The sequence below is a fragment of the Streptomyces sp. NBC_01089 genome (assembly GCF_045162975.1).
Taxonomy (GTDB): domain Bacteria; phylum Actinomycetota; class Actinomycetes; order Streptomycetales; family Streptomycetaceae; genus Streptomyces.
On the sequence record NZ_CP108660.1, the window covers coordinates 5,506,056 to 5,530,248 of the forward strand.

The 24,193-nt window shown below is 71.5% G+C and carries 21 protein-coding genes and 2 tRNA genes; 6 read left to right on the forward strand and 17 right to left on the reverse strand.

Features of this window, described 5'->3' with window-relative positions; genetic code table 11:
- The first annotated feature begins 15 nt into the window (after positions 1–15).
- Positions 16–1,674, forward strand: a complete 1,659-nt coding sequence (locus tag OG510_RS24800) for an AMP-binding protein (RefSeq protein ID WP_406139666.1) — start codon at positions 16–18, stop codon at positions 1,672–1,674.
- Between the two features lie 46 nt (positions 1,675–1,720).
- On the opposite strand, the gene OG510_RS24805 is transcribed toward OG510_RS24800, so the two are convergent.
- The 7 genes from OG510_RS24805 to ehuB all read right to left on the reverse strand — a co-directional run bounded on the left by OG510_RS24805 (position 1,721) and on the right by ehuB (position 7,552).
- Complete coding sequence (locus OG510_RS24805) at positions 1,721–3,283, reverse strand: MFS transporter (RefSeq protein WP_406139668.1); 1,563 nt, start codon at positions 3,281–3,283, stop codon at positions 1,721–1,723.
- A gap of 188 nt (positions 3,284–3,471) precedes the next feature.
- Positions 3,472–3,545: transfer RNA gene (locus OG510_RS24810), tRNA-Lys, on the reverse strand.
- 73 nt (positions 3,546–3,618) lie between these two features.
- On the reverse strand, positions 3,619–4,377 hold the full coding sequence (locus OG510_RS24815; RefSeq protein WP_406139670.1) for an IclR family transcriptional regulator: 759 nt from the start codon (positions 4,375–4,377) through the stop codon (positions 3,619–3,621).
- A gap of 164 nt (positions 4,378–4,541) precedes the next feature.
- Complete coding sequence (gene ehuA, locus OG510_RS24820; protein ID WP_406142526.1) at positions 4,542–5,273, reverse strand: ectoine/hydroxyectoine ABC transporter ATP-binding protein EhuA; 732 nt, start codon at positions 5,271–5,273, stop codon at positions 4,542–4,544.
- 133 nt (positions 5,274–5,406) lie between these two features.
- Positions 5,407–6,060, reverse strand: coding sequence for an ectoine/hydroxyectoine ABC transporter permease subunit EhuD (ehuD, locus tag OG510_RS24825; RefSeq protein WP_406139672.1), 654 nt, complete (start codon positions 6,058–6,060; stop codon positions 5,407–5,409).
- The gene (ehuC, locus tag OG510_RS24830) at positions 6,057–6,728 is read right to left on the reverse strand and encodes an ectoine/hydroxyectoine ABC transporter permease subunit EhuC (RefSeq protein WP_164264788.1); all 672 of its coding nucleotides are present in this window, start codon (positions 6,726–6,728) and stop codon (positions 6,057–6,059) included. Before ehuC ends, ehuD begins: the two co-directional genes overlap by 4 nt.
- Complete coding sequence (ehuB, locus tag OG510_RS24835; protein ID WP_406142528.1) at positions 6,725–7,552, reverse strand: ectoine/hydroxyectoine ABC transporter substrate-binding protein EhuB; 828 nt, start codon at positions 7,550–7,552, stop codon at positions 6,725–6,727. The genes ehuC and ehuB overlap by 4 nt, the downstream gene beginning before the upstream one ends.
- A gap of 200 nt (positions 7,553–7,752) precedes the next feature.
- On the opposite strand from ehuB, the gene OG510_RS24840 reads away from it, so the two are divergent.
- Positions 7,753–8,253 (forward strand): DUF3830 family protein, encoded by a 501-nt coding sequence (locus OG510_RS24840; protein WP_406139673.1) that lies wholly within the window; start codon positions 7,753–7,755, stop codon positions 8,251–8,253.
- Positions 8,254–8,287: 34 nt separating this feature from the next.
- Here the strand turns inward: OG510_RS24840 and OG510_RS24845 are convergent, their stop codons facing one another.
- Together OG510_RS24845 and OG510_RS24850 are read right to left on the reverse strand one after the other, a co-directional pair.
- The gene (locus OG510_RS24845) at positions 8,288–9,688 is read right to left on the reverse strand and encodes an amidase (protein WP_406139675.1); all 1,401 of its coding nucleotides are present in this window, start codon (positions 9,686–9,688) and stop codon (positions 8,288–8,290) included.
- The gene (locus OG510_RS24850) at positions 9,681–10,652 is read right to left on the reverse strand and encodes a D-2-hydroxyacid dehydrogenase (RefSeq protein ID WP_406139676.1); all 972 of its coding nucleotides are present in this window, start codon (positions 10,650–10,652) and stop codon (positions 9,681–9,683) included. Before OG510_RS24850 ends, OG510_RS24845 begins: the two co-directional genes overlap by 8 nt.
- 151 nt (positions 10,653–10,803) lie before the next feature.
- Here OG510_RS24850 and OG510_RS24855 point away from each other — a divergent pair, with 151 nt between their 5' ends.
- From OG510_RS24855 to OG510_RS24865, 3 genes are all read left to right on the forward strand, one after another.
- Complete coding sequence (locus OG510_RS24855) at positions 10,804–11,634, forward strand: decarboxylase (protein WP_406139677.1); 831 nt, start codon at positions 10,804–10,806, stop codon at positions 11,632–11,634.
- The gene (locus tag OG510_RS24860; RefSeq protein ID WP_406139679.1) at positions 11,631–12,350 is read left to right on the forward strand and encodes a decarboxylase; all 720 of its coding nucleotides are present in this window, start codon (positions 11,631–11,633) and stop codon (positions 12,348–12,350) included. The genes OG510_RS24855 and OG510_RS24860 overlap by 4 nt, the downstream gene beginning before the upstream one ends.
- 191 nt (positions 12,351–12,541) lie before the next feature.
- Positions 12,542–13,600: an LLM class flavin-dependent oxidoreductase gene (locus OG510_RS24865; protein WP_164264781.1), complete on the forward strand. Its 1,059-nt coding sequence runs from the start codon at positions 12,542–12,544 to the stop codon at positions 13,598–13,600.
- Between the two features lie 160 nt (positions 13,601–13,760).
- Here the strand turns inward: OG510_RS24865 and OG510_RS24870 are convergent, their stop codons facing one another.
- Positions 13,761–15,572: a putative bifunctional diguanylate cyclase/phosphodiesterase gene (locus tag OG510_RS24870; RefSeq protein WP_406139680.1), complete on the reverse strand. Its 1,812-nt coding sequence runs from the start codon at positions 15,570–15,572 to the stop codon at positions 13,761–13,763.
- Positions 15,573–15,921: 349 nt separating this feature from the next.
- Between OG510_RS24870 and OG510_RS24875 the strand changes: the two genes are divergently transcribed.
- Entirely contained in the window at positions 15,922–17,172 is a 1,251-nt protein-coding gene (locus tag OG510_RS24875) for a M6 family metalloprotease domain-containing protein (RefSeq protein ID WP_406142530.1), read from the forward strand.
- 125 nt (positions 17,173–17,297) lie between these two features.
- On the opposite strand, the gene OG510_RS24880 is transcribed toward OG510_RS24875, so the two are convergent.
- The 7 genes from OG510_RS24880 to OG510_RS24910 all read right to left on the reverse strand — a co-directional run bounded on the left by OG510_RS24880 (position 17,298) and on the right by OG510_RS24910 (position 24,099).
- A tRNA-Lys gene (locus OG510_RS24880) sits at positions 17,298–17,371 on the reverse strand.
- Positions 17,362–18,126 (reverse strand): bifunctional DNA primase/polymerase, encoded by a 765-nt coding sequence (locus OG510_RS24885; RefSeq protein WP_406139681.1) that lies wholly within the window; start codon positions 18,124–18,126, stop codon positions 17,362–17,364. Before OG510_RS24885 ends, OG510_RS24880 begins: the two co-directional genes overlap by 10 nt.
- Positions 18,127–18,289: 163 nt before the next feature.
- Positions 18,290–18,628 (reverse strand): hypothetical protein, encoded by a 339-nt coding sequence (locus OG510_RS24890; RefSeq protein WP_164264778.1) that lies wholly within the window; start codon positions 18,626–18,628, stop codon positions 18,290–18,292.
- Positions 18,629–18,901: 273 nt separating this feature from the next.
- Positions 18,902–20,230 carry an AAA family ATPase gene (locus OG510_RS24895; protein WP_406139682.1) on the reverse strand — a complete coding sequence of 443 codons (1,329 nt, stop codon included), beginning with the start codon at positions 20,228–20,230 and terminating at the stop codon, positions 18,902–18,904.
- Positions 20,227–21,828, reverse strand: coding sequence for a hypothetical protein (locus OG510_RS24900; RefSeq protein ID WP_406139683.1), 1,602 nt, complete (start codon positions 21,826–21,828; stop codon positions 20,227–20,229). The genes OG510_RS24895 and OG510_RS24900 overlap by 4 nt, the downstream gene beginning before the upstream one ends.
- Entirely contained in the window at positions 21,819–23,243 is a 1,425-nt protein-coding gene (locus OG510_RS24905; protein WP_406139685.1) for a hypothetical protein, read from the reverse strand. The genes OG510_RS24900 and OG510_RS24905 overlap by 10 nt, the downstream gene beginning before the upstream one ends.
- Positions 23,134–24,099, reverse strand: coding sequence for a phosphatase PAP2 family protein (locus OG510_RS24910; protein WP_406139687.1), 966 nt, complete (start codon positions 24,097–24,099; stop codon positions 23,134–23,136). The genes OG510_RS24905 and OG510_RS24910 overlap by 110 nt, the downstream gene beginning before the upstream one ends.
- Between the last annotated feature and the right edge of the window lie 94 nt (positions 24,100–24,193).

Genomic DNA, 24,193 nt, shown 5'->3' on the forward strand with positions numbered 1-24,193 from the left:
CTAGCCTGCTCCGCCATGAGGAACGCCGATACCGTCGCGGAGTTCGTACAGCGCCAATGGGGCGATCAGCGGCCCGGACTGAGATCCGGTGACCGGGTCCTGAGCCACCATCAGATCGCCTCGGGGGCTGCCGCGCGGGCCGCACTCCTGGTGGACCTGCTCCCGGCCGGAGCCGAACCCCACGTCGGGGTGCTGCTCCACAACACCCCGGAATTCCCGCTCTGGCTGAGCGCGGCGGCCCTCTCGGGGGCCGCCGTCGCGGGCATCAACCCCACCCGGCGCGGCGCCGAACTGGCCCGCGACATCGTGCACACCGACTGCCGGGTGCTGATCACCTCGCGGGAGCTGCTGCCGCTGCTCGACGGTCTCGAACTGCCGGGCGTACGGCTGCTGGTCACCGACTCCGACGCCTACCGCGAGCTGCTCGCCCCGTACGCGGACGCCGTCCCCGGGGAGGCGGTCGCGGCCCGGGTGTCCCCGTCCGCGCGGATGCTCCTCTACTTCACATCGGGCTCGACGGGCGCGCCCAAGGCGGCGATCTGCACCCAGGGGCGGCTGGCGGCGGCCGGACAGTCCCTGGTCACGCACTTCGGGACCGGCGGGGACGATGTCCACTACATCTGTATGCCGCTGTTCCACGGCAACGCGGTGATCGCCAACTGGGCCCCTGCCGTGGCGGCCGGCGCCGCCGTCGCACTGCGCCCCCGCTTCTCGGCCTCCCGCTTCCTGGACGACGTACGGGCCCACGGAGCCACGTACTTCACCTATGTCGGCCGCGCCGTGCAGTATCTGCTGGCCACCCCGGAGCGCCCCGACGACCGTGCGCACCCGCTGCGGATCGGTTTCGGCACGGAGGCGGGGGCGGTGGACGCGGCGCGCTTCGCCGACCGGTTCGGGGTGCGGCTGGTCGAGGGGTACGGATCGTCCGAGGGCGGCGCGGCCGTCCAGCGCACCCCCGGCACGCCCCCGGGCGCCATCGGCCGGGCTGCGCCGGGCGACGACCTGGCGGTGGTCGACCCGGAGACGCTCGATGAGCGCCCGCGCGCCCTCTTCGACCGGAACGGGCGCCTCACCAACGGCACCGAGGCGATAGGGGAGCTGGTCAACCGCGGCCCCAACCCCTTCGAGGGGTACTGGCGCAACGCGGCCGCCGAAGCGGACCGCAGGCGCGGTGGCTGGTACTGGACGGGCGACCTCTTCTACCGCGACACCGAAGGCTTCCTCTACTTCGCGGGCCGCACCGACGACCGGCTGCGCGTCGACAGCGAGAACCTGGCCGCCGCCATGATCGAGAACATCCTGGCCCGCTGGTCCGAGACCGTGGCGGTCGCGGTGTACGCGGTGCCCGACCCGGTGGCCGGCGACCAGGTGATGGCGGCGCTCGCCCTGCGCGAGGGCGCCGCCTTCGACCCGGTGGCCTTCGCGGACTTCCTGCGCGAACAGCCCGACCTGGGAACGAAGATGGCGCCTTCCTACGTACGGATCGTCCCCGCGATGCCGGTCACCGCGACGAACAAGGTGCACCGCGTCGGGCTGCGCCGCGAGGGCTTCCGCTGCGGTGATCCGGTGTGGCGGGCGGTGGACGGGGCGTACGGGCGGCTGACGGCCGCTGCCGTGGAGCGGCTGGTGGCGGAGTACGGGAGACGGGGGCGGGACGAACTGCTGACCCGCTAGCGCCCCGGCCCGCCGGGAACGGGAACGGCGGGCCGGGCCACACGGTTTACGCGGCCGGCGCCATCGGTGTCGTGGCCGCGTCAGTGTCGGTGCCGGGGTCGGGGTGAGTGTCGGCGCCGGGTCCCGCCGTACGGCTCCGCTCCCGCAGCAGCGCCACGGTCAGCACCGCCCCGGCCAGCAGCAGCACCGCGCCGCCCGCCGCCGCGAAGTGCATCCCGTGCACGAACGCCTGCTGTGCCTGCTCCACCAGGCCCGGACCGCCGACCGCCCGCGCCTCGCCCAGCGTCTCCCGGGCCTGGTCGGGCGCCGAGGCAGGCATATCGGCGCGGTAGACCGCCGTACCGACCGAGCCGAGGGCCGCCATCCCCATCGCCCCGCCGAACTCCTGCCCCGTCTCCAGGAGCGACGCGGCGGAACCGGCCTTGTCCACGGGGACCAGCGCGAGCGCCGCATCGGCGACCAGCGCCATCACGGTCACGATGCCACAGCTGCTGACGGCGGTCCCGGCCAGCAGCAGCCAGAGCGAGTCCGTACCGGTGAGGTTCAGTACGACGAACCCGGCTGCCGCGATGACGAACCCCGCCGCGACCACCGACGACCGCTTCACCCGCTGGGCGACCGCGGTCGCGGCCGGTGCGGCGAACCCCACCGCGACCGAGGGGGCCATGGACCAGAGCGCCGCCTCCATCGTGCTCATCCCGAGCACCGACTGCAGGTACTGCGTGGTGAAGTACGCGGAGCCCATCATGGCGAAGGCGGCCAGGGCGTTGAGCGTGATCCCGGCGCCGAAACCCCGCTTCCGGAACAGCGCGCGACTGATCATCGTGGGCCGGCCGGAGCGCTGTCTGCGGACGAAGACGGTGCCCACGGCCAGTCCTGCCAGGACACACAGCAGCATCGGAACGGTGCAGCCGTGCGCGGCCATCTCCTTGACGCCGTAGATCACCGGAAGCACGGACCCCATCGACAGCGGCACACTCAGCAGATCGAACCTGCCGGGCCTCGGGTCCTTGAACTCCGGTACCAAGAAGGGGACGAGGGCCAGCAGCAGCACCATCGCGGGCACATTGACCAGAAAGACCGAGCCCCACCAGAAGTGCTCCAGCATGACGCCGCTGAGCACCGAACCGAGCGCGATCCCGCCCGCCATGGCGCCCGACCAGATACCGACCGCCTTGGAGCGCTGCTTCGTGTCGGTGAACATGTTGCGGATCAGCGCCATGGTGGACGGCATGAGCGTCGCCCCGCCGACCCCGAGCACGGCCCGCGCGGCGATGAGCATCCCGGCACTCTGCGCGTACGCGGCCCCGACGGACGCCACACCGAAGGCGGCGGCCCCGAACAGCAGCAGCTTGCGCCGGCCGATCCGGTCACCCAGCGAGCCCATCGTGATGAGCAGCCCGGCCAGGGCGAAGGCGTAGATGTCGAAGATCCAGAGCTGTTGGGTGCTGCTCGGGTGGAGCTCCCGGGCGATGGACGGGATGGCGAAGAAGAGGACGGACACGTCCATGGAAACGAGCAGAAGCGGCAGCAGCAGCACGACGAAGGCGGTCCACTCCTTGCGGCCGGCGCGGGCAGTGGTCGGGTCCTGATGGGTGGGCTGAGTCATGAGCGTGACTGTACGAGCGTCATAAACGCTTGTCTAGTACGTCTGTGTAATACAGCCGTATGGAGCGATTCTCCTTGTGGCGACAGGGGTGGCAGGGGTATCAGCGGCGGTAGGGACATCGGGGGCGGTAGGGCCCGGAGCGCAACACAAAGAAGCCCCCCGCTTCCGCGAGGGGCTTCTTCTGTCGGTGCGCCGCCAGGGACTCGAACCCCGGACCCGCTGATTAAGAGTCAGCTGCTCTAACCAACTGAGCTAGCGGCGCCTGCTGACTCGGAAATAGTAGCTGGTCCGAAGGGGTGCTCCAAACCAGGCCATGATCGGCTCCCGGGCGGGCCTCAGATGGCGAGTGAGAGCACCACGGGGGCTGCCTGCCGGTTCAGGGAATCCGCCGCTGCCCGCAGCCGGTGGGCGTGCTCGACCGGGAGGGAAAGGGCCAGGCATCCGACGGTCGAGCCGGCCGTGAGCGGCACCGCTGCGCAGACCGTGCCCACCGCGTACTCCTGGATGTCGAGCACCGGGACCGTGGCCGGCTGGGCGTCGAGCTTGGAGAAGAGGACCTGCTCGTTGGTGATCGTCTTCGAGGTGAGCCGGGCGATCTTGTGGCGTGAGATGTGGTCGCGGCGGGCGTTCTGGTCGAGCTGGTTCAGCAGGCACTTGCCCGCCGCGCTGGCGTGCGCCGCCGAGCGGAAGTCCACCCACTCCTGGACCGCGGGCGTCAGCGGCCCGTCGGCGACCTGGGTGATCTTCATTTCGCCGTCGATGTACCGGCTGATGTAGACCGCGGCACCGACCGAGTCCCGCAGCTGGTCCAGGGTGTTCTGCAGCCTGGCCTGGAGCGCCGCCTCGCGGGTGGCGCCTGAGCCGAGGAGGACGAGCGAGTCGCCGATGACATAGGCGCCGTCACTGACCTGCTCGACGTACCCCTCGCGGCGCAGCATCAGCAGCAGGGCGGACAGATGGAAGGTGGGCAGGCCGGTCTCCCGGGCGATGTCGGCATCGGTCACGCCACCGCCGTACTTGGAAACGGTCTCCAGTACGCGGAGCGCGTACTGCACCGAATGGAACGGCGCGGTCGGCTCGGGCTTCAGCGCCACGGTTCCCCCTACAGGTTGTGACCGTTTGCTCGCGTACCACGATAGCCGCCAAGGGCCCCTTGTGGGGGGCCTGTTGACGACTTGCTGGCGCGCCCCGTGCCGTCAAGCTGGGGCGCGCCACCATGGCATATGCCGGAGTCATGATTTCGATCGGGACCCGGAGGTCAGAGCACTGCGCTCAGGAACTCGCGCGTACGTTCGTGCTCCGGGTCGCTGAAGATTTTCTCCGGCGAACCGGACTCGATCACCTTGCCGGAGTCGAACATCAGCACATCGTCCGAGATGTCCCTGGCGAAGTTCATCTCGTGGGTGACGCACAGCATGGTGATGTCGGTCGTACGGGCGATGTCGCGCAGGACGTCCAGCACCCCGGCCACCAGCTCAGGGTCGAGCGCCGACGTGACCTCGTCGAGCAGCAGCACCTGCGGACGCATCGCCAGCGCGCGGGCGATGGCGACGCGCTGCTGCTGGCCGCCGGAGAGCTGGTTCGGCTTGGCGTCCGCGCGGTCACCGAGCCCGACCAGGTCGAGCAGGCCCTTGGCGCGCTCGGCGGCCTCGTCCTTGGACATCCCGAGGACCCGGACCGGGGCCTCGGTGATGTTGCGCAGCACGGACATGTTCGGGAAGAGGTTGAACTGCTGGAACACCATGCCGATGTTCTTGCGCACCTCGCGGATCTGCTTCTCGCCCTTCGACGGGAAGAGCTGGTCACCGTTGACGGTGATCACCCCTTCGTCCGGCTTGAGCAACGTCATCAGAAGTCTGAGAATCGTCGTCTTCCCGGAACCGGAGGGTCCGATCAGGGTGACGTGCTTGCCCGGCTGGACCGAGAAACAGAGGTCGTCGAGCACGGTGTTGTCGCCGAACCGCTTCGTGACGTTGTCGAAGCGGATCAGCTCGTTCGTGGTGACCGGCTTCGACGGGGTCTTGACGACCTCGGCCGCCGAAGTCCCGGCCTTCGCCGCGTTCTCGGGGCCGGTGTTCTCGGGCCCGGTGTTCTCGGGCTGCTCGGGGCTGGTGGGGTTCGCGTCAGCGGACAAGGCGGCGCTCCAGGGCTCGTACAAGAAGAGATGCCGGATAGGCGATGACGATGAAGGCGACGCCGACGACGGTGAGCGCCTCGTTGTACTGGAAGGTCATCCCGCCCTGCAGGCGGGCCTGACCCAGCAGGTCGAGCACGCTGATCGCGACGACCAGGGGGGTGTCCTTGAGCATCGCGATGACGTAGTTGCCGAGCGCGGGGAGCACCCGGCGGATCGCCTGCGGCAGGATCACCGCGGTCCAGGTGCGGCCGCGGGGCAGGGAGAGCGCGGTGGCCGCCTCCCACTGTCCGACCGGCACCGCGTCGATGCCGGCCCGGTAGACCTGGGCGGTGTACGTCGAGTAGTGCACGCCGATCGCGACCGTGCCGGTGGTCAGCGCGGAGAACTGGATGCCCCACTCGGGAAGCACGAAGAAGAGGAAGAACAGCTGCACCAGCAGCGGGGTGTTGCGGATGAACTCGGTGACGAAGTTCACCGGCCACCGTACGAAACGGGTCTTCACCCGGTAGCCGAGTGCCCAGACCAGACCCAGCGCGAAGGAGAGCACCGAGCCGAGCACCAGAATCCGGAGGGTGGTGAGCAGCCCGTCCCAGAAACGTGGCATGAAGTCCGCGACCGCGGACCAGTCCCAGCTGTTCATCGGGCACCTCCGGTGGCCGTGAGGCCGAGATTGGCCCGGGTCTTGCGCTCAAGTGCCCGCATCCCGCGGGTGAGTACGAACGCGATGACGAAGTAGATGACCAGGACCACCGAGTAGATCTTGGAGCTCTCCTGGGTGGCGAGCCGCACCAGATAGGCGGCGAACGACACGTCCCCGACGCCGAGCAGCGACACCAGGGCGGTGCCCTTGAGCAGCTCGATCAGCAGGTTCGAGAACGGCGGCATCATCTCGGGGATCGCCTGCGGAAGCAGGATCAGGCGCATCCGCTGCCACGGGGTGAAGTTCAGCGCGACCCCCGCCTCGCGCTGCGCCGGCGCGACCGCGTTCAGCCCGCCGCGGACGATCTCGGCGCCGTACGCCCCGTAACTGAGTCCCAGGGCGAGCACCGCCGCCCACATCGGCACCAGCGCCCAGCCGAACAGGTTCGGCAGCACGAAGAAGATCCAGAACATCAGCACCAGGGACGAGGTGCCGCGGAAGATCTCCGTGTAGAAGCCGGCCAGGAAGCGCACCACACGGGAGCGGTGCGAGCGTGCCATGCCGATGCCGAAGGCCACGACGACGGCCAGCGCCGCGCTGTAGATGGTGAGTTGGATGGTGATCCAGATGCCCGGAAGCACCCAGTGCTGCCACAGTCCGGACGTCATGCGCACAGCTCCTTGGCCGTCAGCGTGGTCATCTCGTCCTTGGTGAAGCCGAACGGCTGCAGCACCCGGAAGAGTTCGCCGCTCTTCTTCATCTTGTGGATCTCGACGTTGAAGGCGTCACGGAGTGAGGTGTCGGTGCGGCGGAAGGTGAACCCGCCGCCGTCGATCTTCTTCTTGCCGTCGATCGTGGTCGCGAAGGCTTTGGTCGACTCGGCCTTGCGGCTCTTCTTCACCACTTCGCGAACGGTCAGCGAGGTACCGGCGAAGACATCGACGCGGCCGGACTCGACGGCGTTCAGACCCGCCACCTGGTCCTGGAGAATGACGATGTCCTTCTCCTTGTAACCGGCCGCGATGGCGTAGGCGATCTCGGCGTACGCGGTGCCGGTGGCGAACTTCGCCTTGGCCTTCACGCAGTCCTCGTAGTTGTGCAGGTTCTTCGGGTTGCCCTTGCGGACGATGAAGGCGTCCAGCATCTGGTACTCGGGGTCGGCGAAGATGACCTGCTGGCAGCGGTCCTTGTTGATGTACATACCGGCCGAAACGCAGTCGAACTGCTGCGAGTTGAGCCCGGGTATCAGTGAAGCGAAGTCAGTGGCCACCGGCTGGACATGGCCGACACCGAGCCGTTTGAAGATGATCTTCGCGAGTTCCACGGCCTCGCCGGTGAAGTCCCCCTGCTCATTGATGTACCCGTACGGCACCTCACCCGCGATGCCGAGCCTGACCGTGCCCTGCGACTTGAGCCTGGCGAGCGTGTCTCCGGTCGGTACCCGGGCGCAGCCGGCTGCCCCGAGCGCCCCCGCGGCGCCCAGACCCGCCATACCGAGGAGAAGCGAACGGCGGCGTACGGACTCGATGGGCCGTATGAGTCGTCTTGTGGTGCTTCCTGAGTCGTTCCCTGGTGGTGAAGCCATGGGCGCGCGGCTACCCGGCTCCAGCCGAGGTATGCCGGTCAATTTCAGCCGCTGCCCCGGAGAGGCACCCTTGACCTCCCGGGGGCCCGGGGGGAAACCATGGGGGGATGAGCGATCGATTCGTGGAACTGTCCCTCGACAAGCGCGGTGTGAGCTGCACGGCGAAGCTCCTCGACGACAAGGCGCCGGTCACCTGTGCGGCGGTCTGGGACGCGTTGCCGCTGGGCGGCGACGTCTACCACGCGAAGTACGCGCGCAACGAGATCTACACCCTGGTCCCGGGGTTCGCGCCGCAGGAGCCGCCGCTGGAGAACCCGACGGTCACCCCCATCCCGGGCGATCTCTGCTACTTCACCTTCTCCGAGACGGTGCTGGGCACGGACTCGTACGGATACGAGAGCGCGGCCGACCACCGCGGGCGGACCACGGTGGTGGACCTGGCGCTGTTCTACGAGCGGAACAACCTGCTGATCAACGGGGACACCGGCTGGGTGCCCGGGATCGTGTGGGGCACGGTGGTGGAGGGGCTCGACCGGATGGCGGAAGCCTGCCAGGACCTCTGGCGGTCGGGCGCGACGGGCGAGACGCTCAACTTCCGCCGGGCGTAGAGATCTTTGCGGGCTCAGCCCAGGACCCCGGCCCTCAACCGCCGGACGGTCCGGTCCCGGCCACCCCCGCCTCGTACAGCGCGTGCGCGGCCCGCAGCACCACCGCGTCCGTGTGCCGGGCCCCCACCAGCTGCACCCCGATGGGCAGTCCGGCCCCGTCCGTCCCGCAGGGCACCGTGGCCGCGGGCTGCTGGGTCAGGTTGAACGGGTACGTGAAGGGCGTCCAGCCCGTCCAGCGGTGGTGGCCCGAGCCCCGCGGTGCCTCAAGACCCGCCTCGAAGGCGGTGATCGGCACGGTCGGGGTGACCAGCAGGTCGTACCGCTGGTGGAAGAGCCCCATGCGCCGGCCCAGCTCCATCCGTACGTCCACGGCCGCCAGATAGTCCAGTGCCGAATACCGCTCGCCCTCCGCGACGATCTCCCGCAGCCCCGGGTCCAGCAGCTCGCGCTGCTCAGGGCCGAGGTGCTCGGCCACCCGGGCCGCTCCGCCGAACCACAGCGTGTGGAAGGCGGCGACCGGGTCGGGGAGATCGGGGTCCGTCTCCTCGATGTACGCGCCGAGACCCGCGAGCCGCTCCACCGCGCGCCGCACCGAGGCGGCCACCTCGGGGTCGACCGCGACCTGGCCGCCGAAGTTCGGCGAGTACGCGATCCGCAGCCCCTTCACCCCGCTGTCGAGACCGGTGCGGAAGCTGCCTTCGGGCGGGGCCAGCTGCGACCAGTCGCGCGGGTCGGGGCCGCTGATCACATCCATCATCAGCGCCGCGTCCGCCGCGTCCCGGGTCAGCGGCCCGACATGGGCGAGCGTCCCGAAGGCGCTCGCCGGATAGAGGGGGACCCGCCCGTACGTCGGCTTCAGCCCGAAGATCCCGCAGAACGACGCCGGGATACGGATGGAGCCCCCGCCGTCCGTGCCGAGCCCCAGCGGCCCGGCCCCCAGCGCCACCGCCGCCGCGCTGCCGCCGCTGGACCCGCCCGTGGTACGGGTGGAGTCGTGCGGGTTACGGGTCACCCCGTGCCGCGGGGAGTCGGTGACGGCCTTCCAGCCGAACTCGGGCGTCGTCGTCTTGCCGACGAAGACCGCGCCGTGCTCCCGCAGCCTGGCCACCGAGGGCGCGTCCTCGTCCCAGTCCCCGTCCGGCCGTACGGTCCTCGACCCGCGCAGCGTCGGCTCGCCGCGCAGCAGCAGGATGTCCTTGACCGTGACCGGCACCCCGTCGAGAAGCCCCTGCGGTTCACCCGCGCGCCAGCGGGCCGCCGACTCCCCGGCCTGCTCCCTGGCCCGGTCGGAGTCGATCCTGACGAAGGCGTTCACATCGGGCTGCACCACCTCGGCCCTGTGCAGCACGGCGTCGGCCGCGTCGACCGGGGTGAAGCTGCCCTTCCGGTAGCCGGCCAGGAGTTCTCGGGCGGTGAGGTCACAGAGGTCAGTCATGGGTGTGGACGTACCCACGTTTCTTGTCCACCACGTTCGGCAGGGGCTCCCCGTTCGCCCACTTGTCGTACAGCTCGACGAACTGCTCGGCGAGATCGTCGCGCCAGCCGACCGTGTCGCCGCTCATGTGCGGCGAGATCACCAGCCCGGGGACGTCCCAGAGCCGGCTGTCCGGCGGCAGCGGCTCCTCGGCGAAGACATCGAGCGCCGCGCCGGCCGGCCGCCGCTTGCCGAGCGCCTCGGCCAGGTCGCCCTCGACGACGAGCGCCCCGCGCCCCACATTGATGAAGTGCGCCGACGGCTGCATGGCGGCGAAGGCGTGCGCGCCGAACATCCCCCGGGTGGCGTCGGTGAGCGGCGCCGCGCAGATCACCCAGTCGGCGTGCGGCAGCAGCCCGTCGAGTTCGTCCGTGCCGTGGATCCCGGCGCGCGCGGTCCTGCCGACCAGCGCCACCCGCACCCCGAGCGCCGTCAGTGTCGCGCCGATCGCCCGGCCGATGGGCCCCGACCCGACGACCACCGCCCGAGTCCCCGCCACGCGACGGGTCTCGCGGTGCTGCCAGCGCCGCTGGCGCTGGAGCTCCTGGGTGCCGGGGAAGTCCTTGGCGAAGGCGATGACGAGGCCCGCGACGTACTCGGCGATCGGCTGGTCGAAGACTCCGCGGGCGTTGGTCACCACCGTGTCCGAAGCGGCCAGCTCAGGGCTGAGGAGATGGTCCACCCCGGCGCTCGCCGTATGCACCCAGCGGGGGCGCGGCCCCTCGCCCGGCCACACCCTGCGGACCGCGTCGGAGAGGAAGTCCCAGACCAGCAGGACATCCGCGTACGGCAGTTGGTCGCCGATGGTGTGGGCGTCCGCGTGCACGATGTGTGCCCGGCCGGCCAGTTTCCCGAGGCGCGGCGGCGGGTCGGCGTCCAGGACCAGAAGGGTCGGTTCAGCGCTCTGTTCAGCGGGTTCGGGCATCTGCGCGGTCCTTCGACTGGGGGTGGTCGGGTTTCGTCGGAGTAAGCACATTGCAACGTCTGAGATGTGCGGATTGACCGGGCTCGCACCGTGACCCTACCGTCGACATCAGAAGCACAACGGCCTCACCCACATCACTTGGGGGGCAGTCATGGACATCTCCTTCCTCGGCGGACCACAGCCACAGCGCGGTGTGGGTGTCGTCGCCCCTTTTGACTTCGCTCTCGACCGAGAGCTGTGGAGGTGGGTGCCGGACGATGTCTCGCTCCATCTGACGCGTACCCCCTTCGTGCCGGTCGAAGTCTCCCTGGATCTCGCCCGGCTGGTCAGTGAACACGAGACGCTCCGGGAGGCGGTCCGGGCCCTGGGCGCGGTCGCGCCCCAGGTCGTGGCGTACGCCTGCACCAGTGGCAGCTTCGTCGGCGGGGTCGCCGGGGAACGGGCCATGTGCACGGCGATGGCCGCGGCCGGCGACCTGCCCGCTGTGACGACGTCGGGAGCCCTGCTGGAGGCTTTCCGGGAGCTCGGCGTCCGGCGGATCGCCCTGGTCACGCCCTACACTGAATCTGTGACGTCAGCCCTGGAGGAATACCTCGGCGAAGCGGGGACAGTCGTCACCGGGCGGGCCTTTCTCGGTCTCACCAGGCACATCTGGAAAGTCCCGTACCGCGACGTGGTGGACATGGCACGGCAGGCGGTGATCGGTTCGGCGGACGCCCTCTTCATCAGCTGTACCAACCTTCCGACGTACGACGTGATCCCGCAGCTCGAAGCGGAGCTGCGGATGCCGGTGCTTTCGGCGAACCAGGTCACGATGTGGGCGGCGCTGCGCGTGATCGGCGCCCACGCCGTCGGTCCGTACCAGCGGCTGCTGATCGAATCGGCGCCCGTGTCCGAGCCGGCACCGGCACCCCTGCCCGCGCCCGAGCCCGCCAGCGCACTGGCAGAAGATCCGCCCGAAGAGCAGGGAGGCTGGACATGACAGCGGTCGGGTTCCTTTACCCGGGGCATTCCGCGGAGGACGACTACGAGCGCATCGAGCAGCTCCTGGCGTCCGACGTGAGACTGTCCGTCGTCCACACCGACATCGGCGAGGACGCGCACCGGGTGGACGCGCTCCTGAAGATGGGCGCGGCGGACCGGCTCGCGGCCGGCGTCGAGGAGCTGCGGCTCGCCGGGGCCGAGACAGTGGTGTGGGCGTGCACGAGCGGCAGCTTCGTCTACGGCTGGGACGGCGCGCAGCAACAGGTCAGGGATCTGGCACTGGCGGCCGGAATGCCCGCGTCCAGCACATCCTTCGCCTTCGTGCACGCGATCCAGTACCTCGGCGCGAAGAAGGTCGCCGTCGCCGCGACGTACCCGGAGGACGTGGCGGCGTACTTCGCCGCCTTCCTCAAGTCCGCGGGTGTGGAAGTGACGGCGACCCGCGGCAGCGGCATCGTCACGGCGGCCGAGGTCGGCACCTGGGGCCGGGACGAGGTCATCGAACTGGCCCTTTCGGGAGACCACCCGTCCGCCGATGTGGTGCTGCTGCCCGACACCGCGCTGCACACCGCGGCGTATGTGCAGGAGCTGGAGCAGGTCCTGGGGAAGCCGGTGCTCACCGCGAACCAGGTGTCCGTGTGGGAGGGGCTGCGGCTGGCCGACCGGAAGGTCCCGGGGGAGCGGCTCGGGAAGCTCTTCGCACGCAGGACGTGACACGGGCGGCGGGCGCGGTCCGGGTGTGACGCGGGCGGCGGGGTGCGGTCCGGGTGGCGGATGTGACGCGAGGGCGGCGGATGTGACGCGGGCGGCCGCCGGGCCCCGCGCCGGTGTGGCGCGGGAATAACCGGAGACCGTCCCCTGTTGCTGTCGCTGTACCTGGCCGACAACCAGAAAGGCCCAGCGCGGTGGACCCGATTCAAGGCAAGGCGGCCGGAACCGCTCCCGTACCCCTGTCCGTACTGGACCTGGTGACCGTGGGGGAGGGGCGCACCGCCACCCAGGCCATCAGGACCGGGGTGGAGATCGCCAAGCTCGCCGAGCGGCGCGGTTTCCACCGGTACTGGGTGGCCGAGCACCACTCCATGCCCGGGGTCGCCTCCTCGTCGCCCGCCGTGCTGCTCGCCCACCTCGCCGCGCACACCGACCGCATCCGGCTCGGCTCCGGCGGTGTGATGCTGCCCAACCACGCGCCGCTGGTGATCGCCGAGCAGTTCGGCACGCTGGAGGCGATGGCCCCGGGCCGGGTCGACCTGGGCCTCGGCCGGGCCCCCGGCACCGACGGTGCCACGGCGGCCGCGCTCCGCCGCTCCGACCGGCTCCATGAGGGCGCCGACGAATTCCCGCAGCAGCTGGCCGAGTTGATCCGGTTCCTGGACGACAGCTTCCCGGACGGGCACCGGTACGCCCGGATCCACGCCGTGCCGGGGCCCGTCCAGGGCCCTGCCGGGCGGCCGCCGGTGTGGCTGCTCGGCTCGTCCGGCTTCAGCGCCCGGCTCGCGGGGACGCTCGGGCTGCCGTTCGCCTTCGCGCACCACTTCTCGGCGCAGAACACCATCCCGGCCCTCGACCTCTACCGTGAGTCCTTCCGGCCGTCGGCGGTGCTGGACAGCCCGTACGCGCTGATCGGCGTCGCAGCCCTCGCGGCCGACGACGAGAAGGAGGCCCACCGGCAGATCCTCAGCGGCGCGCTGTCGATGGTCAGGCTGCGCACCGGCCGGCCGGGGCTCGTGCCGACGCCCGAGGAGGCCGAGGCGTACCGATTCAGCCCGGTGGAGCGCGAGTTCGTGGACGGCTGGCTCAGCAACATCATCACCGGCACCGCCGACGAGGTCCGCTCCGGTCTCGACGACCTCCAGAAGCGCACGGGCGCCGACGAGTTGATGATCACCGCCAACGCACACGGCGGTGAGGCGCGGCTGCGCTCGTACGAGCTGATCGCCGACGCGTACGGGCTGCCCGGGTAGGCGGTACGCGTACGAGTTGCCCGGGATGGCAGCGCGTACGAGCTGCCCGGGATGGCACGGGCGGCACAGCACGAAGGCGCGGGGCGGCCGGACCGGCTGCCCCGCGCCTCTCCGCTGCCCGGGGCGCCGCCCGCTTGCCGAACCGAACGGCGCGCGCCCCTCAGCCGTGCGGTACGGGGGCGCCCGCCAGCAGCGCGCCGATCTCCGCCGGGTCCACCGCCCGTGAGTACAGATAGCCCTGCCCGGTGTCGCAGCCGATCCTGCGCAGCCGCGCCGCCTGCCCCGCCGTCTCCACGCACTCCGCGGTGACCGTGAGCCCCAGCCGGTGCGCGAGCTGCACCAGCGCCTCGACGATCATCTCGTCGGCCGGATTCGGGTGGCTGCCCGCGTCGTAGCGGAATCCGCGTACGAACGACCCGTCCAGCTTCAGCACCGACACCGGCAGCCTGCTCAGATACGCGAGGTTCGAGTATCCGGTGCCGAAGTCGTCGATCGCGATCCGCACACCCATGTCGCTGAGGTCCTGGAGCGCCTGGAGGGGGCGGCCCGCCGACCCCATCACCGCCGACTCGGTCAGCTCCAGCTGGAGCAGATCGGGCGCGAGGCCCGTCTCGGCGAGGATCCCGGCGACATCGGCGACCAGATCCGAGTCCCACACCTGCCGCACGGCGATGTTGACGCTCACGAACAGCGGTGGGCGCGAGGGGTGTTCGAGCTGCCACGCTCTCGCCTGCCGGCAGGCGGTGCGCAGCACCCACGCGCCGAGCTGGACGATCGAGCCGTCCTCCTCGGCCAGACCGATGAAGCGGTTCGGGGTCAGCCGGCCGAACTGCGGGTGGTTCCAGCGCACCAGCGCCTCCACGCCCTTCAGCTCCCCGTCCGCCAGATCCACCAACGGCTGGTACTCGAGGACGAATTCACCGTCGTCCACGGCGGGCCGCAGCGTGGACGAGAGCGCCTGCCTGGTCATCCGGTGGGCATTGCGCTCCGGGTCGAAGAGCGTCCAGCGCGCCTTGCCGTCCGCCTTCGCCCAGTACAGCGTGGTGTCGGCGTCCTGCATCAGGCCGGTGGCGCTGGTGCCGTCGGCGAGCCGCTCCACCACCCCGATCGACGCCGAGACCGAGAGCCGCTGGCCGCCGAGGTCGAACGGCTCCTGGAGCGCGGCCAGCACCGAGGCCGCGAGGGCGGCGAGCTGGTCCGTGCCGGTGGAGTCCTCGACCAGCAGGGCGAATTCGTCCCCGCCGAGCCTGGCCACCAGATGGCCGCTGCCGCCGCCGTAACCGGTCTGGTCGGCGCAGTGGGTCAGCCGGGAGGCGACGACGCCGAGCAGCCGGTCGCCGAAGCGGTGGCCGAGTGTGTCGTTGACGGCCTTGAAGCCGTCGAGGTCCAGATAGCAGAGCCCGATCCGGCCGGTGCCAGGCCGGTCGCAGGCCGCCGGGTCGAGCGCGGCCGACAGCCGCTCGAAGAACAGGGTGCGGTTGGGCAGCCGGGTCACCGGGTCGTGCATCTGGAGGTGGCGCAGCCTGGCCCTGAGTTCGCGCCGGTCGCTGACGTCGGCGACCGAGAGCAGCACCTGGGAGCTGTCGGGGAAGGGGGCGACGCTGACCTCGGCCCAGAGCGAGTGGCCGTCGGCGTGCTTGAGGCGGCGGGTGCAGCGGAAGCTGGAGCGGCGGCCCCGGAGCACCTCGCGGTACGCGTACCAGGTGCGGGTGTCCGCCGCGAGGTCCACGAGGCAGGCCGCGGTCTGCCGGGTCAGCTCGGCGGGCTCGGTGCCGAGCAGTCCGCCGAGCGCGGCGTTGGCGGAGACGACCAGGCCCTCGCGGTCGACGACGGCCATCCCGAGCCGCGCGGTGTTGAAGGCGGCGCGGTAGTCGTGCAGCTCGGCGGCGGTCCGGCCGACAGCCTGACGCTCTGTGACCGGTGGCCGGACGGATCCCGGTACAGGACCCGGTCCTTCAGGGGTTCCGTTCACGGCTGGCTCCCGCGGTGCAGTCGTCTCGAACAGGTGGGGTCGGGGTTCGTCGGCCGGGCGGTGGAGGGACGCCGAAGGCGCGTGTCCACATGGGAAAGTGTGCCGATCATAGAGGTTGAAGCAAGGACCGTTCCAGCCTCGTTGGCGCACGGTGGTCGCTCCCGCGCCCAAGGGTGATCGTTTCTGCGCGGCTACCGTCCGGGGGCTTTCCGACGTGATCGGTTGTGACTTTCCGTAAAGGTCCGGGGTGTCGGGTCGATCACTCGCCTGGGGCAGCTGGACAGGGCATAAACACATAAACCGGCCCAGGGTGGGTGGGGTGTCCCGCAACCCGAACCCGGAGGTCCACGTGCAGCGTCCGCAGGCACCCGGGCGAGTGGACCGGCTCCGGCTGCGGCAGACCGCCGCCATCCTCGTCTCGTTCATGGCACTCACCGCGACATCGCTGGTCGCGGGGCCCGCGGCGGCCACGGTGGGCGGCGCGGGGCCGTGCGCGCTGGCCCGCACCGACGTCCACCACTCGGACGGGCTCGACAGCTGGAACTCCGCCTACCCCCGGCCGGTCGGGGCGCTCGACGCGGTCATGATCTTCCTGTCGTTCCCCGGCACCGTGCCTGACACCACTCCGCAGGAGCTGACCGGCGACTACTTCCCGTCGACCACCGAGTTCTACCGGCGTGCCTCGTACGGGAAGTTCACGCTGCGGCCGCATCCGATGCAGCGGTGGACGATGATGCCGAAGCCGGCCTCCAAGTACGCGATACGGCGTGACTGGAGCGCGGGCGAGCGTGACGCGTACCTGCGGGACGCGGTGGCGGCGGCCGATCCGTCGGTGGACTTCAGCAAGTACGACCTCGTCTATCTGATCGCCGACCCGGACGCGCCGGGCGTCGACTCGGACGCCACGAAGGTGGTCAACCTGGATACTCCGCTGCGCGCCGACGGCACGGACATCCGGCGCTTCGTCACCGGCTTCGAGCGGCATCCGCCGGACCGCGATGTGCTGGCCCACGAGACCGGTCACGTCCTGGACCTGCCGGACCTCTACCACCGTCCGTCCGACGACAAGGGCGACTGGGACACGTATGTGGGGGACTGGGACGTCATGGGCAGCCAGTTCGGGCTCGCCCCCGACTTCTTCGGCTGGCACAAGTGGAAGCTGGGCTGGCTGGACCGGCGGCAGATCGGCTGTGTACGCGGCACCGCTCCCCAGATGTTCACACTGGAACCGCTGGAGAAGGTCACGGCGCCCGGCACGGACACGGCCGGGACCCGGCTCCTCGTCCTGCGGACGGGGCTGGAGAGCGCCCTCGTCATCGAGGCGCGCACCGCGGCGGGCAACGACGCGTCGACCTGTTCCGAGGGGATCCTCATCTACCGGGTGAAGGCCGATCTGGCCTCGGGCGACGGGCCGATCCGGGTGGTCGACACCCATCCGCACAGCTCGGGCTGCTGGGGGCAGTCGGTCTACCCGCCGCTGGCCGACGCGCCGCTGGGGGTCGGGGAGACCTTCACGGTCCCCGGCAACGGGACGAAGGTGGAGGTGGCGGACCGTACGCCGTCGGGATCCTGGACGGTCAAGATCACGCCGGTCATCTGAGGCTGCTCCGGTCATCCGGGGTGCCGGCCGTCCGAGGTCCCGGTCGTTCGACGTCCCGGCCGGCTGAGGTCCCGGCCGGGACAACGAAGAAGCCCCCCGCTTCCGCGAGGGGCTTCTTCCGTCTGTGCGCCGCCAGGGACTCGAACCCCGGACCCGCTGATTAAGAGTCAGCTGCTCTAACCAACTGAGCTAGCGGCGCCTGCTGACGTCGTAGACCTTAGCACCCTGATCGGCGCCGGTAAAAATTGATAAGCCGCCCGCCCCGGCCGCAGGGGCGGGCGCCGCTCGCGCCGCCCGGACGCAGGCCCAGAGCAGCACCTCGGGTCCGGGCAGCCAGGGATGGCGGGTGTCGGGGGCCACCAGCCAGCGCGGACCCGAACGGGGAACGGACGAGGTCAGCGACGGTACGGTCACCGCGTCGCCCGGGCCGTGGCAGAGCAGCGGCGGCACCGCGTCGCCCCACTCCTCCCAGTGCAGCAGGGACGGCAGCCGCTGGGCCGTGCCGGGGGCGGCGAAGAGCAGCATCCGGCCGCGGTGGCCGGCGACCGGGCCCGATCCGGGGCCCTCCGACCACAGGGTGTCCAGCATCCGGCGGCCGAAGATCGCGGGCACGTTGACGACGTCGAACACCGAGCCGCAGTCCAGCACGGTCGGGGCGGTGGGCTGGGACTCCCAGAGCGAGAGCGCGCTGCGCGGGTACGGTGCGGCGGATGCGAGCCATCCCGCACCCGCCGGGGTGACCTCCGTGGCGTGCTGCCCGTCCTGCTCGTCGAGGATCCGGCTGAGCCCTGCGGACGAACGGCCGACCGTGGCGTGGATGACCGAGCCCCGTACGCCGGAGCCACCGATGCCCGCGCCACCGATGCCCGCTCCGCGGAGACCGGGGCCGCGGAGGCCGGGGCTTCTGCCGGAGGGGGTTCCTGCGCTGTCGTCGTTTCGCTGCCATGTGCTCATGCCGACCAGGTGTACCCGGAGTGAGGGAGGCGCTTCGCTGGGTTGGCAGAAACCGGGACAGGCGGGGGCGGGAAGGCGTATCTTGCCCACCGGCCTTGCCTCCTGGCCCTGCCTCGGGGCATATGCCGTACGGGTGGGGCGGGGCTCAGCCGTGGACCGTCCGTCAGGTCGGCAGGCCGCGCAGCAGGTCCCGGCCGAACTCGACCATCTTCTTCGCGTAGTCCTCGGTCCACTGCGCGCGCTCGGCGATGTCCGCGGTCGTCAGCCGGTCGAAGCGACGCGGGTCGGCGAGCTGCGCCGCGGCCATGGCCTGGAACTCGACCGCCCGGTCCGCTGCCGCGCGGAAGGCCAGGGTCAGCTCGGTGGCGCGGGTCAGCAGCGCCGCCGGATCGTCGATCGACTCCAGGTCGAAGAAGTGCTCCGGGTCGGCGGTGGCCTCGGAGGGCTCGAAGAGCAGCGGCGCAGGCCGCGGCTTCCGCTCGCGCTGTTCGGGCTCCGCCATGTGTGCCTCCTGCTGGTGCCGTTGTGCGTCTGTTCTGCTTCTGCTGTGCGGCTGCGGTGGGATTCCGGATCGGCCGCGGGATTCCGGCCACCGTCCATTGTCCCGCCCCGCGCAAGGGGTCGTCAGGCGGTCGCCGGGGGCAGGCCCGGCGGTCAGGGTGTCCACGGCACGCGGTGTTCCGCGAGGTGGGCCAGGACCGCGTGGTTCGCCTCCCAGCCGTCCGGGCTGTGTCTGTTGACCGCCTGCGGCGGTGTACCGGACTCCGTCCGGCGGTCAGGGTGTCCACGGCACGCGGTGTTCCGCGAGGTGGGCCAGGACCGCGTGGTTCGCCTCCCAGCCGTCCGGGAACTTCACGGTCACGCCCAGCTGCACCGGCTCCGTCGACGGGTGCTCGTCCAGCAGGCCGGCCACGCCCTCCCGGCACACCACGATGCACGCGTGCCGGTGCCGTGAGGCCAGGACGCACAGCCTGCCCGTCTCCAGATGGAAGGCCGTCGCGTCCGGCCGGCCCGACAGCGGGTGCAGCACCACCGTGACGTCGAACTCCCGGCCCTGGAGGCGGTTGGCCGTATCGACCGCGACACCCGTCACCCCGAGCTCCGCGAGCGCCGACCGCACCGCGGCCGCCTGATCGCGGTGGGCCGTGCCGACCGCGACACGGTCCGCCGTCAGCGGCACCGGATCCGGCGACTGCTCGCTCACCGCCGCGCCACCGCGGTCCAGCAGCCGCCCGACGACCAGGGCCACCGCCCGTACCGCCTCCGGGTCCGTACGCGGCGTGTGCCGCGCGGGCAGTTCGAGCAGGCCCCAGCCCGAATCGGCCGCCTCGTCCAGCACCCGGTCGGGGCCCGAACCGTCCGAAGCCACCCCGAAGGTCAGCCGCCGGTCACCGTGGTCCGTACCGCTGCGGAACGGCGTGTACGGATAGAACGCGTCCGAGACCAGCGGCGCGGCCGAGGCCGGCAGCCGCCAGGAGACGGGCAGCCGGTGCTGCGGCAGCTCCGGGTTGTGCGCGAGCAGGGTGGAGACCGCACTGGCCGACGGGTCGTACGTCAGCCCCGCCCACTGCTCGGCGCCGACCACACTGAACGGGTCGAGCTGGCCGGGGTCGCCCACGAACAACGCCCGCTCGAACAGCCCGGCCACGGCCAGCAGCGCGTCCGAGCGCATCTGATACGCCTCGTCCACGATCGCGTGCCGCCAGGGCTCGACGCCCTTCACATGCGCCCACTTCGCGGCCGTCGAGATCACCACGTCGAGCCCGGCGAGATCCGCGGCCTTGGCGGACTTGCGGACGTTCGGCAGGTCGTCCAGCGCCTTGTCGTACGGATCGGGGTCGCTGCTGTGCAGCCGGCCGACCGGCAGCTCGGGGTCCTTCCCGGCCAGCCGGACGACCAGGTCGTCCACCTGGGCGTTGGTCTGCGCGACCACCATCAGCGGCCGGCCGGCGGCGGCCAGTTCACGGGCCGCGCGCACCACCAGCGTCGACTTGCCCGCGCCGGGTGGCGAGTCGACCACCACTCCGCGGGCGGTGCCGTGCAGCGTGTCGTCGAGGATGGCCCGCGTCGCACGGGCCGCCTCCGCACCGGGATCGAAGGTCACAGCAGGTCCTCGGGGGTGACGGGGTCGGGGAGGCGCACAGGGGCCGCGGTGTCCGGCGGGCCGCCGTGGGTCCACGGGGTGTCCTCCTGCGCGGGCAGCTCGGGCCCGCCCCGCACACTGTGCTCGAACAGCGTCCAGCACAGCCGGTCGCCCTTCTCGGGCACGGTCCCCGGGGCCGGCTCCTTGGCGCGGCCCATGCCGGAGGTCAGCCGCAGCACCAGCGAGCCGTCCTCCTCGTACCGTACGAACTCGGCCGTCTGCGCCTTCGGCGGGTCACCGGGGAGCGCCCGGTGGACCTTGGTGCGCTCCCCGATGTGCGGGGAGTCGTCCGTGCGGAGCGTCACCAGGGGGCGCGGGCTCGGGCGCTTCGACTCGCTCCACGCCATCACCACGTCCGTCACCTCGCCGCTGAACGCCTCGCCCGCGAGCCGCCGCCCGGCCATCACCAGCGGATCGTCCAGGGCCTCCTGTGCCTCCAGCTGTGTCTGCGCGGTCTCCCGGGTGGCGAGCTTCTGCGCCGCCGTCACCGCGTCGTCCCTGCGGGGCTGGGGCGGCTCGCCCGCCCGTACCCGGTCGCGGTGGCCGGTGAACGACCAGCGGTCCCGGGTCCACCGGTCGCCCGCCCTGGCTCCCTCGGGCAGCTCGCGCAGCAGCCCGAGCGCCTGCCACACCGCGTCCCAGGTGGGGCGCAGCTGCCCGGCCAGCAGCGAGCGGATCTCCCGCTCGGCCGCTGTCAGTTCGCCGAGCCGGTCGTCGGCCGCAGGTCCGTCCTCGGCGGCGGCCAGTGCCGTACGCGCCGTGTCGTACCGCTCCACCGCCGGGGCCAGCAGCCTGTTGTCGAAGGCCGGGTCGGTCGCGGGGCCCGCGGGCGGGCAGAGCAGCTGCCCGTCCCGGTCGCGCCCCAGCTCGGCCCGGAGCGCCGCCTCGGCGCCCGACGCCCCGTCGGCCGGGGCGATCCAGGCGAGCAGCGCGCCCAGGTGTTGGTCCTCCAGGGTGCTCTGGCCGGTGGCCCAGTGCCGGTTCAGCAGGTCGGTCGCCGCGAGCAGCAGCGAGGACCCGGGGACCCGGGCGCGCTCACCGTAGTGCGTCAGCCAGCGGCCGAGCAGCGGGACACGGGGCGGCGCCGGGTAAGGCGTCTCGGGATCCTCATCGGCCGTACGCCGGAAGCGCGTCGAGCGCCCGATGAGCCGTACGAAGTCGATGCCCGCCCGGCCCGGCACGATCAGCTGCGGGGCGTCCGTGCACAGCTCCGTCTCGACCTTGACCTTCTTCTTGGTCTCCGGGTCGGTCTCGGACCGCTCGGCGGCCTCGACGTCGTCCGCGTACCCCTCGATGTACGGCAGGACGGCGTCGGCCAGCTCGGCGAGGAACGTGAACCGCAGGTCACGGTCGCGCGGCTGGGCGACGACGAGCAGCCTCGGCGCGGCGGGGTCGGTACCGACGAGCGCCCCGAGCGGTGCGCCGGCCTCGCCCGCCGTGGTGAGGGGGACGAACACGAGCGGGCGCGCGGAGAGATGGCGGTGGCGGACGGTGGCGGTGGGCTCCGCGCGCCCGGACCGCACGGCTTCCAGCCGGGCGAGCGTACTGATCAGCGACATGGCGACGGCCCTTCCTGCCCGGCGGGCGCCGGACGCGGATTCTGCCCGGCGGGTGCCGGATGCGGGTCCTGCCCGGCGGGCGCCGGTCGCGGATCCTGTCCGGCGGATGACGGACGCGAGCCCTGCCCGGGGAGGTCCGGGCCCGAGTTCCGCCCCGGGCCGTCCGCATGCTGCGGTGCCGGCGGTGCGGGCGGTCCCTCCGCCAGTGCCTCCGCCCGCAGCGCCGCGGCCCTGCGCAGCGCGGCCACCGTCGGGTCCGACGGATCACCCCGCGTGCCGTGCGCGGCGGCCAGCACCGCGTCGACCGTCGTCAGACCGCCCAGCTCGCCGCGGAGCCCCCGGCCCAGCGCCTCCACCGCGCCCGCGTCACGGGCCCGGCCGCGGCAGTGGAAGGCCAGCTCGCACGCCGCCAGGCACTCCGGTGCGTAGGCGGCGCCGACCGATTCGACCGCCGCCGTGAGCTCGGCAGGGGGCAGGCCGGGGTCGAAGGTGGTGCCTTCGGGCAGGGCGGCCGCGATGTCCTCGATACGGGTCAGCCGGGCCAGCTGACGCCGGGTCACCGCGAGCTGCTTGCGTACGTCGACGGCCGCAGCCGTCGGCAGGTTGGAGAAGTCCTTCGGGCAGACGAGCAGAATCCGGTCGTGCACGGACGCACCGCCCGCGCTGGTCGCGCCGCCCGCGCCGCCCGCGCCGCCCGTGCCGCCCGCGCCGCCGCTCCCGACATGCGCCGCGATCCGCTCCAGCGCCAGCACGTACACCGCTGCCTGGCGGGCGGCCGCCCCCACCTTCGCCGCGTCCGCCGACGCGTCGATCATCGGGAACGACTTGATCTCGATCACCGTCCAGCGCCCGGCCGGGTCCACCACCACCGCGTCCGGCTCCAGATAGGCGGGCGAGCCCGCCACATCGAGCGCCAGCATCGGATGGTCGAACAGGCTCCACCCGCCGCCCTCCGTCGCCTCCCGCAGCGCCAGCGCCGTGCGGGCAGCGCGGCCCTCGGGGCCCGCAGCCGTGAGATCGGGAACCGCGACGTCCACCGGCGCGGCCGTGCCCATGTGCTCCGCGAGGAGCCGCATCAGATCGGCGCCGCCGTCGGCCTTCACCCTCGCCTCGAAGGCATTGCCCCGCATGAAGGCGAACTGGGACTGGCCGAAGGCCGAGGGGGAGCCGAGGGCCTGGGCGAGAACCGTCTTGTTCACCCCGGCGCCGTCGAGCAGCGCGCGCCGCTCACAGCCCGGGTTCGCCGCCAGGGCCGCCAGCGCGCGGGCGTCCAGTGGCTGTGGCGCGACGGACGGACCCCGCAGCTCAGCGAGCCGCTGTCGGAGTGCCGTCGTCGGCGGTGTCGCCTGCCGGTGCGGCTGAGGCCGATGGGGCGGAGGAGGCGGAGGAGGTCCGCTGCCCGGGGAATCGCTCACCCGGGGAAGTCTTGCATCCGGCACCGACAATGGGCGACGGACTGTCATCGGGACGGGAACCCGTACGGGAATCCGTACGGGAGAAACGGAAGGAGAACCGTGCCCGTACCCGGTCGGCCAGCCGCACCAGGGGCCCGGCGAGCAGCAGCCCCACACCCATCACCGCGACCCCCGCGATCGCGTCGAGCAGATAGTGGTTGGCCGTGCCCAGCACCACGAAGGTGATGGTCAACGGGTAGAGCACCCCGAGTATTCGGGCCACGGGCGTACGGCCGTGGCGCCACAGCATCACCCCGCACCACAGCGCCCAGCCCACATGCAGACTCGGCATCGCGGCGAACTGGTTGGTCATCCCGCCGAGCCCGCGCGGCGCACTCGCGTCGTCGCCCCACCAGCCGTACGAGCTGTACTGCGCCATCGTGTCGACAAAGCCCTCCGCGTGGGCGAGCAGCCGCGGCGGACAGGTCGGTGTCAGCGTGAAGCCGATCAGGCCGAGCAGGGTGGAGGCCATCAGCCAGGTGCGCGCCGTGCGGTACTGAGCCGGCCGGCGCCGGAAGAGCCAGATCAGGATGGCCGGGGTGACCAGGTAGTGCAGCGAGGCATAGGCGAAGTCGGCGGGTATCCCGATGGCCGGGGTGTGGGTGAACAGCCTGTTCAGCGGGTGCTCGACGTTGATGTGCAGAAACTTCTCGGCACGCAGCAGCGACAGCCCGTGATCGACGGCGTCCTCGGTGTTGCCGCGCGCCAGCAGCCGGCCCGATGAGTACGCGGTGTAGACGACAGCGATCACAAGGAGCTCTGTCCACCAGCGGGGCCGGTCACGGTTCGCGGTGTACGGCATCCGAATGCTCTCCATCGTCTGTTCAAACGGGGCCTGTCACCCGGCGTACCACCATAGGGCGTATGGAATGACAAGTTCAGGCGGCCCCTCTTTGCGGGGGCACGGTAGG

What these genes read in the sequence shown, in the direction of transcription:
- OG510_RS24800 (WP_406139666.1), top strand. Translation starts at nt 16, where the DNA reads ATGAGGAACGCCGATACCGTCGCGGAGTTCGTACAGCGCCAATGGGGC.
- OG510_RS24805 (WP_406139668.1), bottom strand. Translation starts at nt 3,283, where the DNA reads ATGACTCAGCCCACCCATCAGGACCCGACCACTGCCCGCGCCGGCCGC.
- ehuD (WP_406139672.1), bottom strand. Translation starts at nt 6,060, where the DNA reads ATGAACAGCTGGGACTGGTCCGCGGTCGCGGACTTCATGCCACGTTTC.
- ehuC (WP_164264788.1), bottom strand. Translation starts at nt 6,728, where the DNA reads ATGACGTCCGGACTGTGGCAGCACTGGGTGCTTCCGGGCATCTGGATC.
- ehuB (WP_406142528.1), bottom strand. Translation starts at nt 7,552, where the DNA reads ATGGCGGGTCTGGGCGCCGCGGGGGCGCTCGGGGCAGCCGGCTGCGCC.
- OG510_RS24840 (WP_406139673.1), top strand. Translation starts at nt 7,753, where the DNA reads ATGAGCGATCGATTCGTGGAACTGTCCCTCGACAAGCGCGGTGTGAGC.
- OG510_RS24845 (WP_406139675.1), bottom strand. Translation starts at nt 9,688, where the DNA reads ATGACTGACCTCTGTGACCTCACCGCCCGAGAACTCCTGGCCGGCTAC.
- OG510_RS24850 (WP_406139676.1), bottom strand. Translation starts at nt 10,652, where the DNA reads ATGCCCGAACCCGCTGAACAGAGCGCTGAACCGACCCTTCTGGTCCTG.
- OG510_RS24855 (WP_406139677.1), top strand. Translation starts at nt 10,804, where the DNA reads ATGGACATCTCCTTCCTCGGCGGACCACAGCCACAGCGCGGTGTGGGT.
- OG510_RS24860 (WP_406139679.1), top strand. Translation starts at nt 11,631, where the DNA reads ATGACAGCGGTCGGGTTCCTTTACCCGGGGCATTCCGCGGAGGACGAC.
- OG510_RS24885 (WP_406139681.1), bottom strand. Translation starts at nt 18,126, where the DNA reads ATGAGCACATGGCAGCGAAACGACGACAGCGCAGGAACCCCCTCCGGC.
- OG510_RS24890 (WP_164264778.1), bottom strand. Translation starts at nt 18,628, where the DNA reads ATGGCGGAGCCCGAACAGCGCGAGCGGAAGCCGCGGCCTGCGCCGCTG.
- OG510_RS24900 (WP_406139683.1), bottom strand. Translation starts at nt 21,828, where the DNA reads ATGTCGCTGATCAGTACGCTCGCCCGGCTGGAAGCCGTGCGGTCCGGG.
- OG510_RS24910 (WP_406139687.1), bottom strand. Translation starts at nt 24,099, where the DNA reads ATGGAGAGCATTCGGATGCCGTACACCGCGAACCGTGACCGGCCCCGC.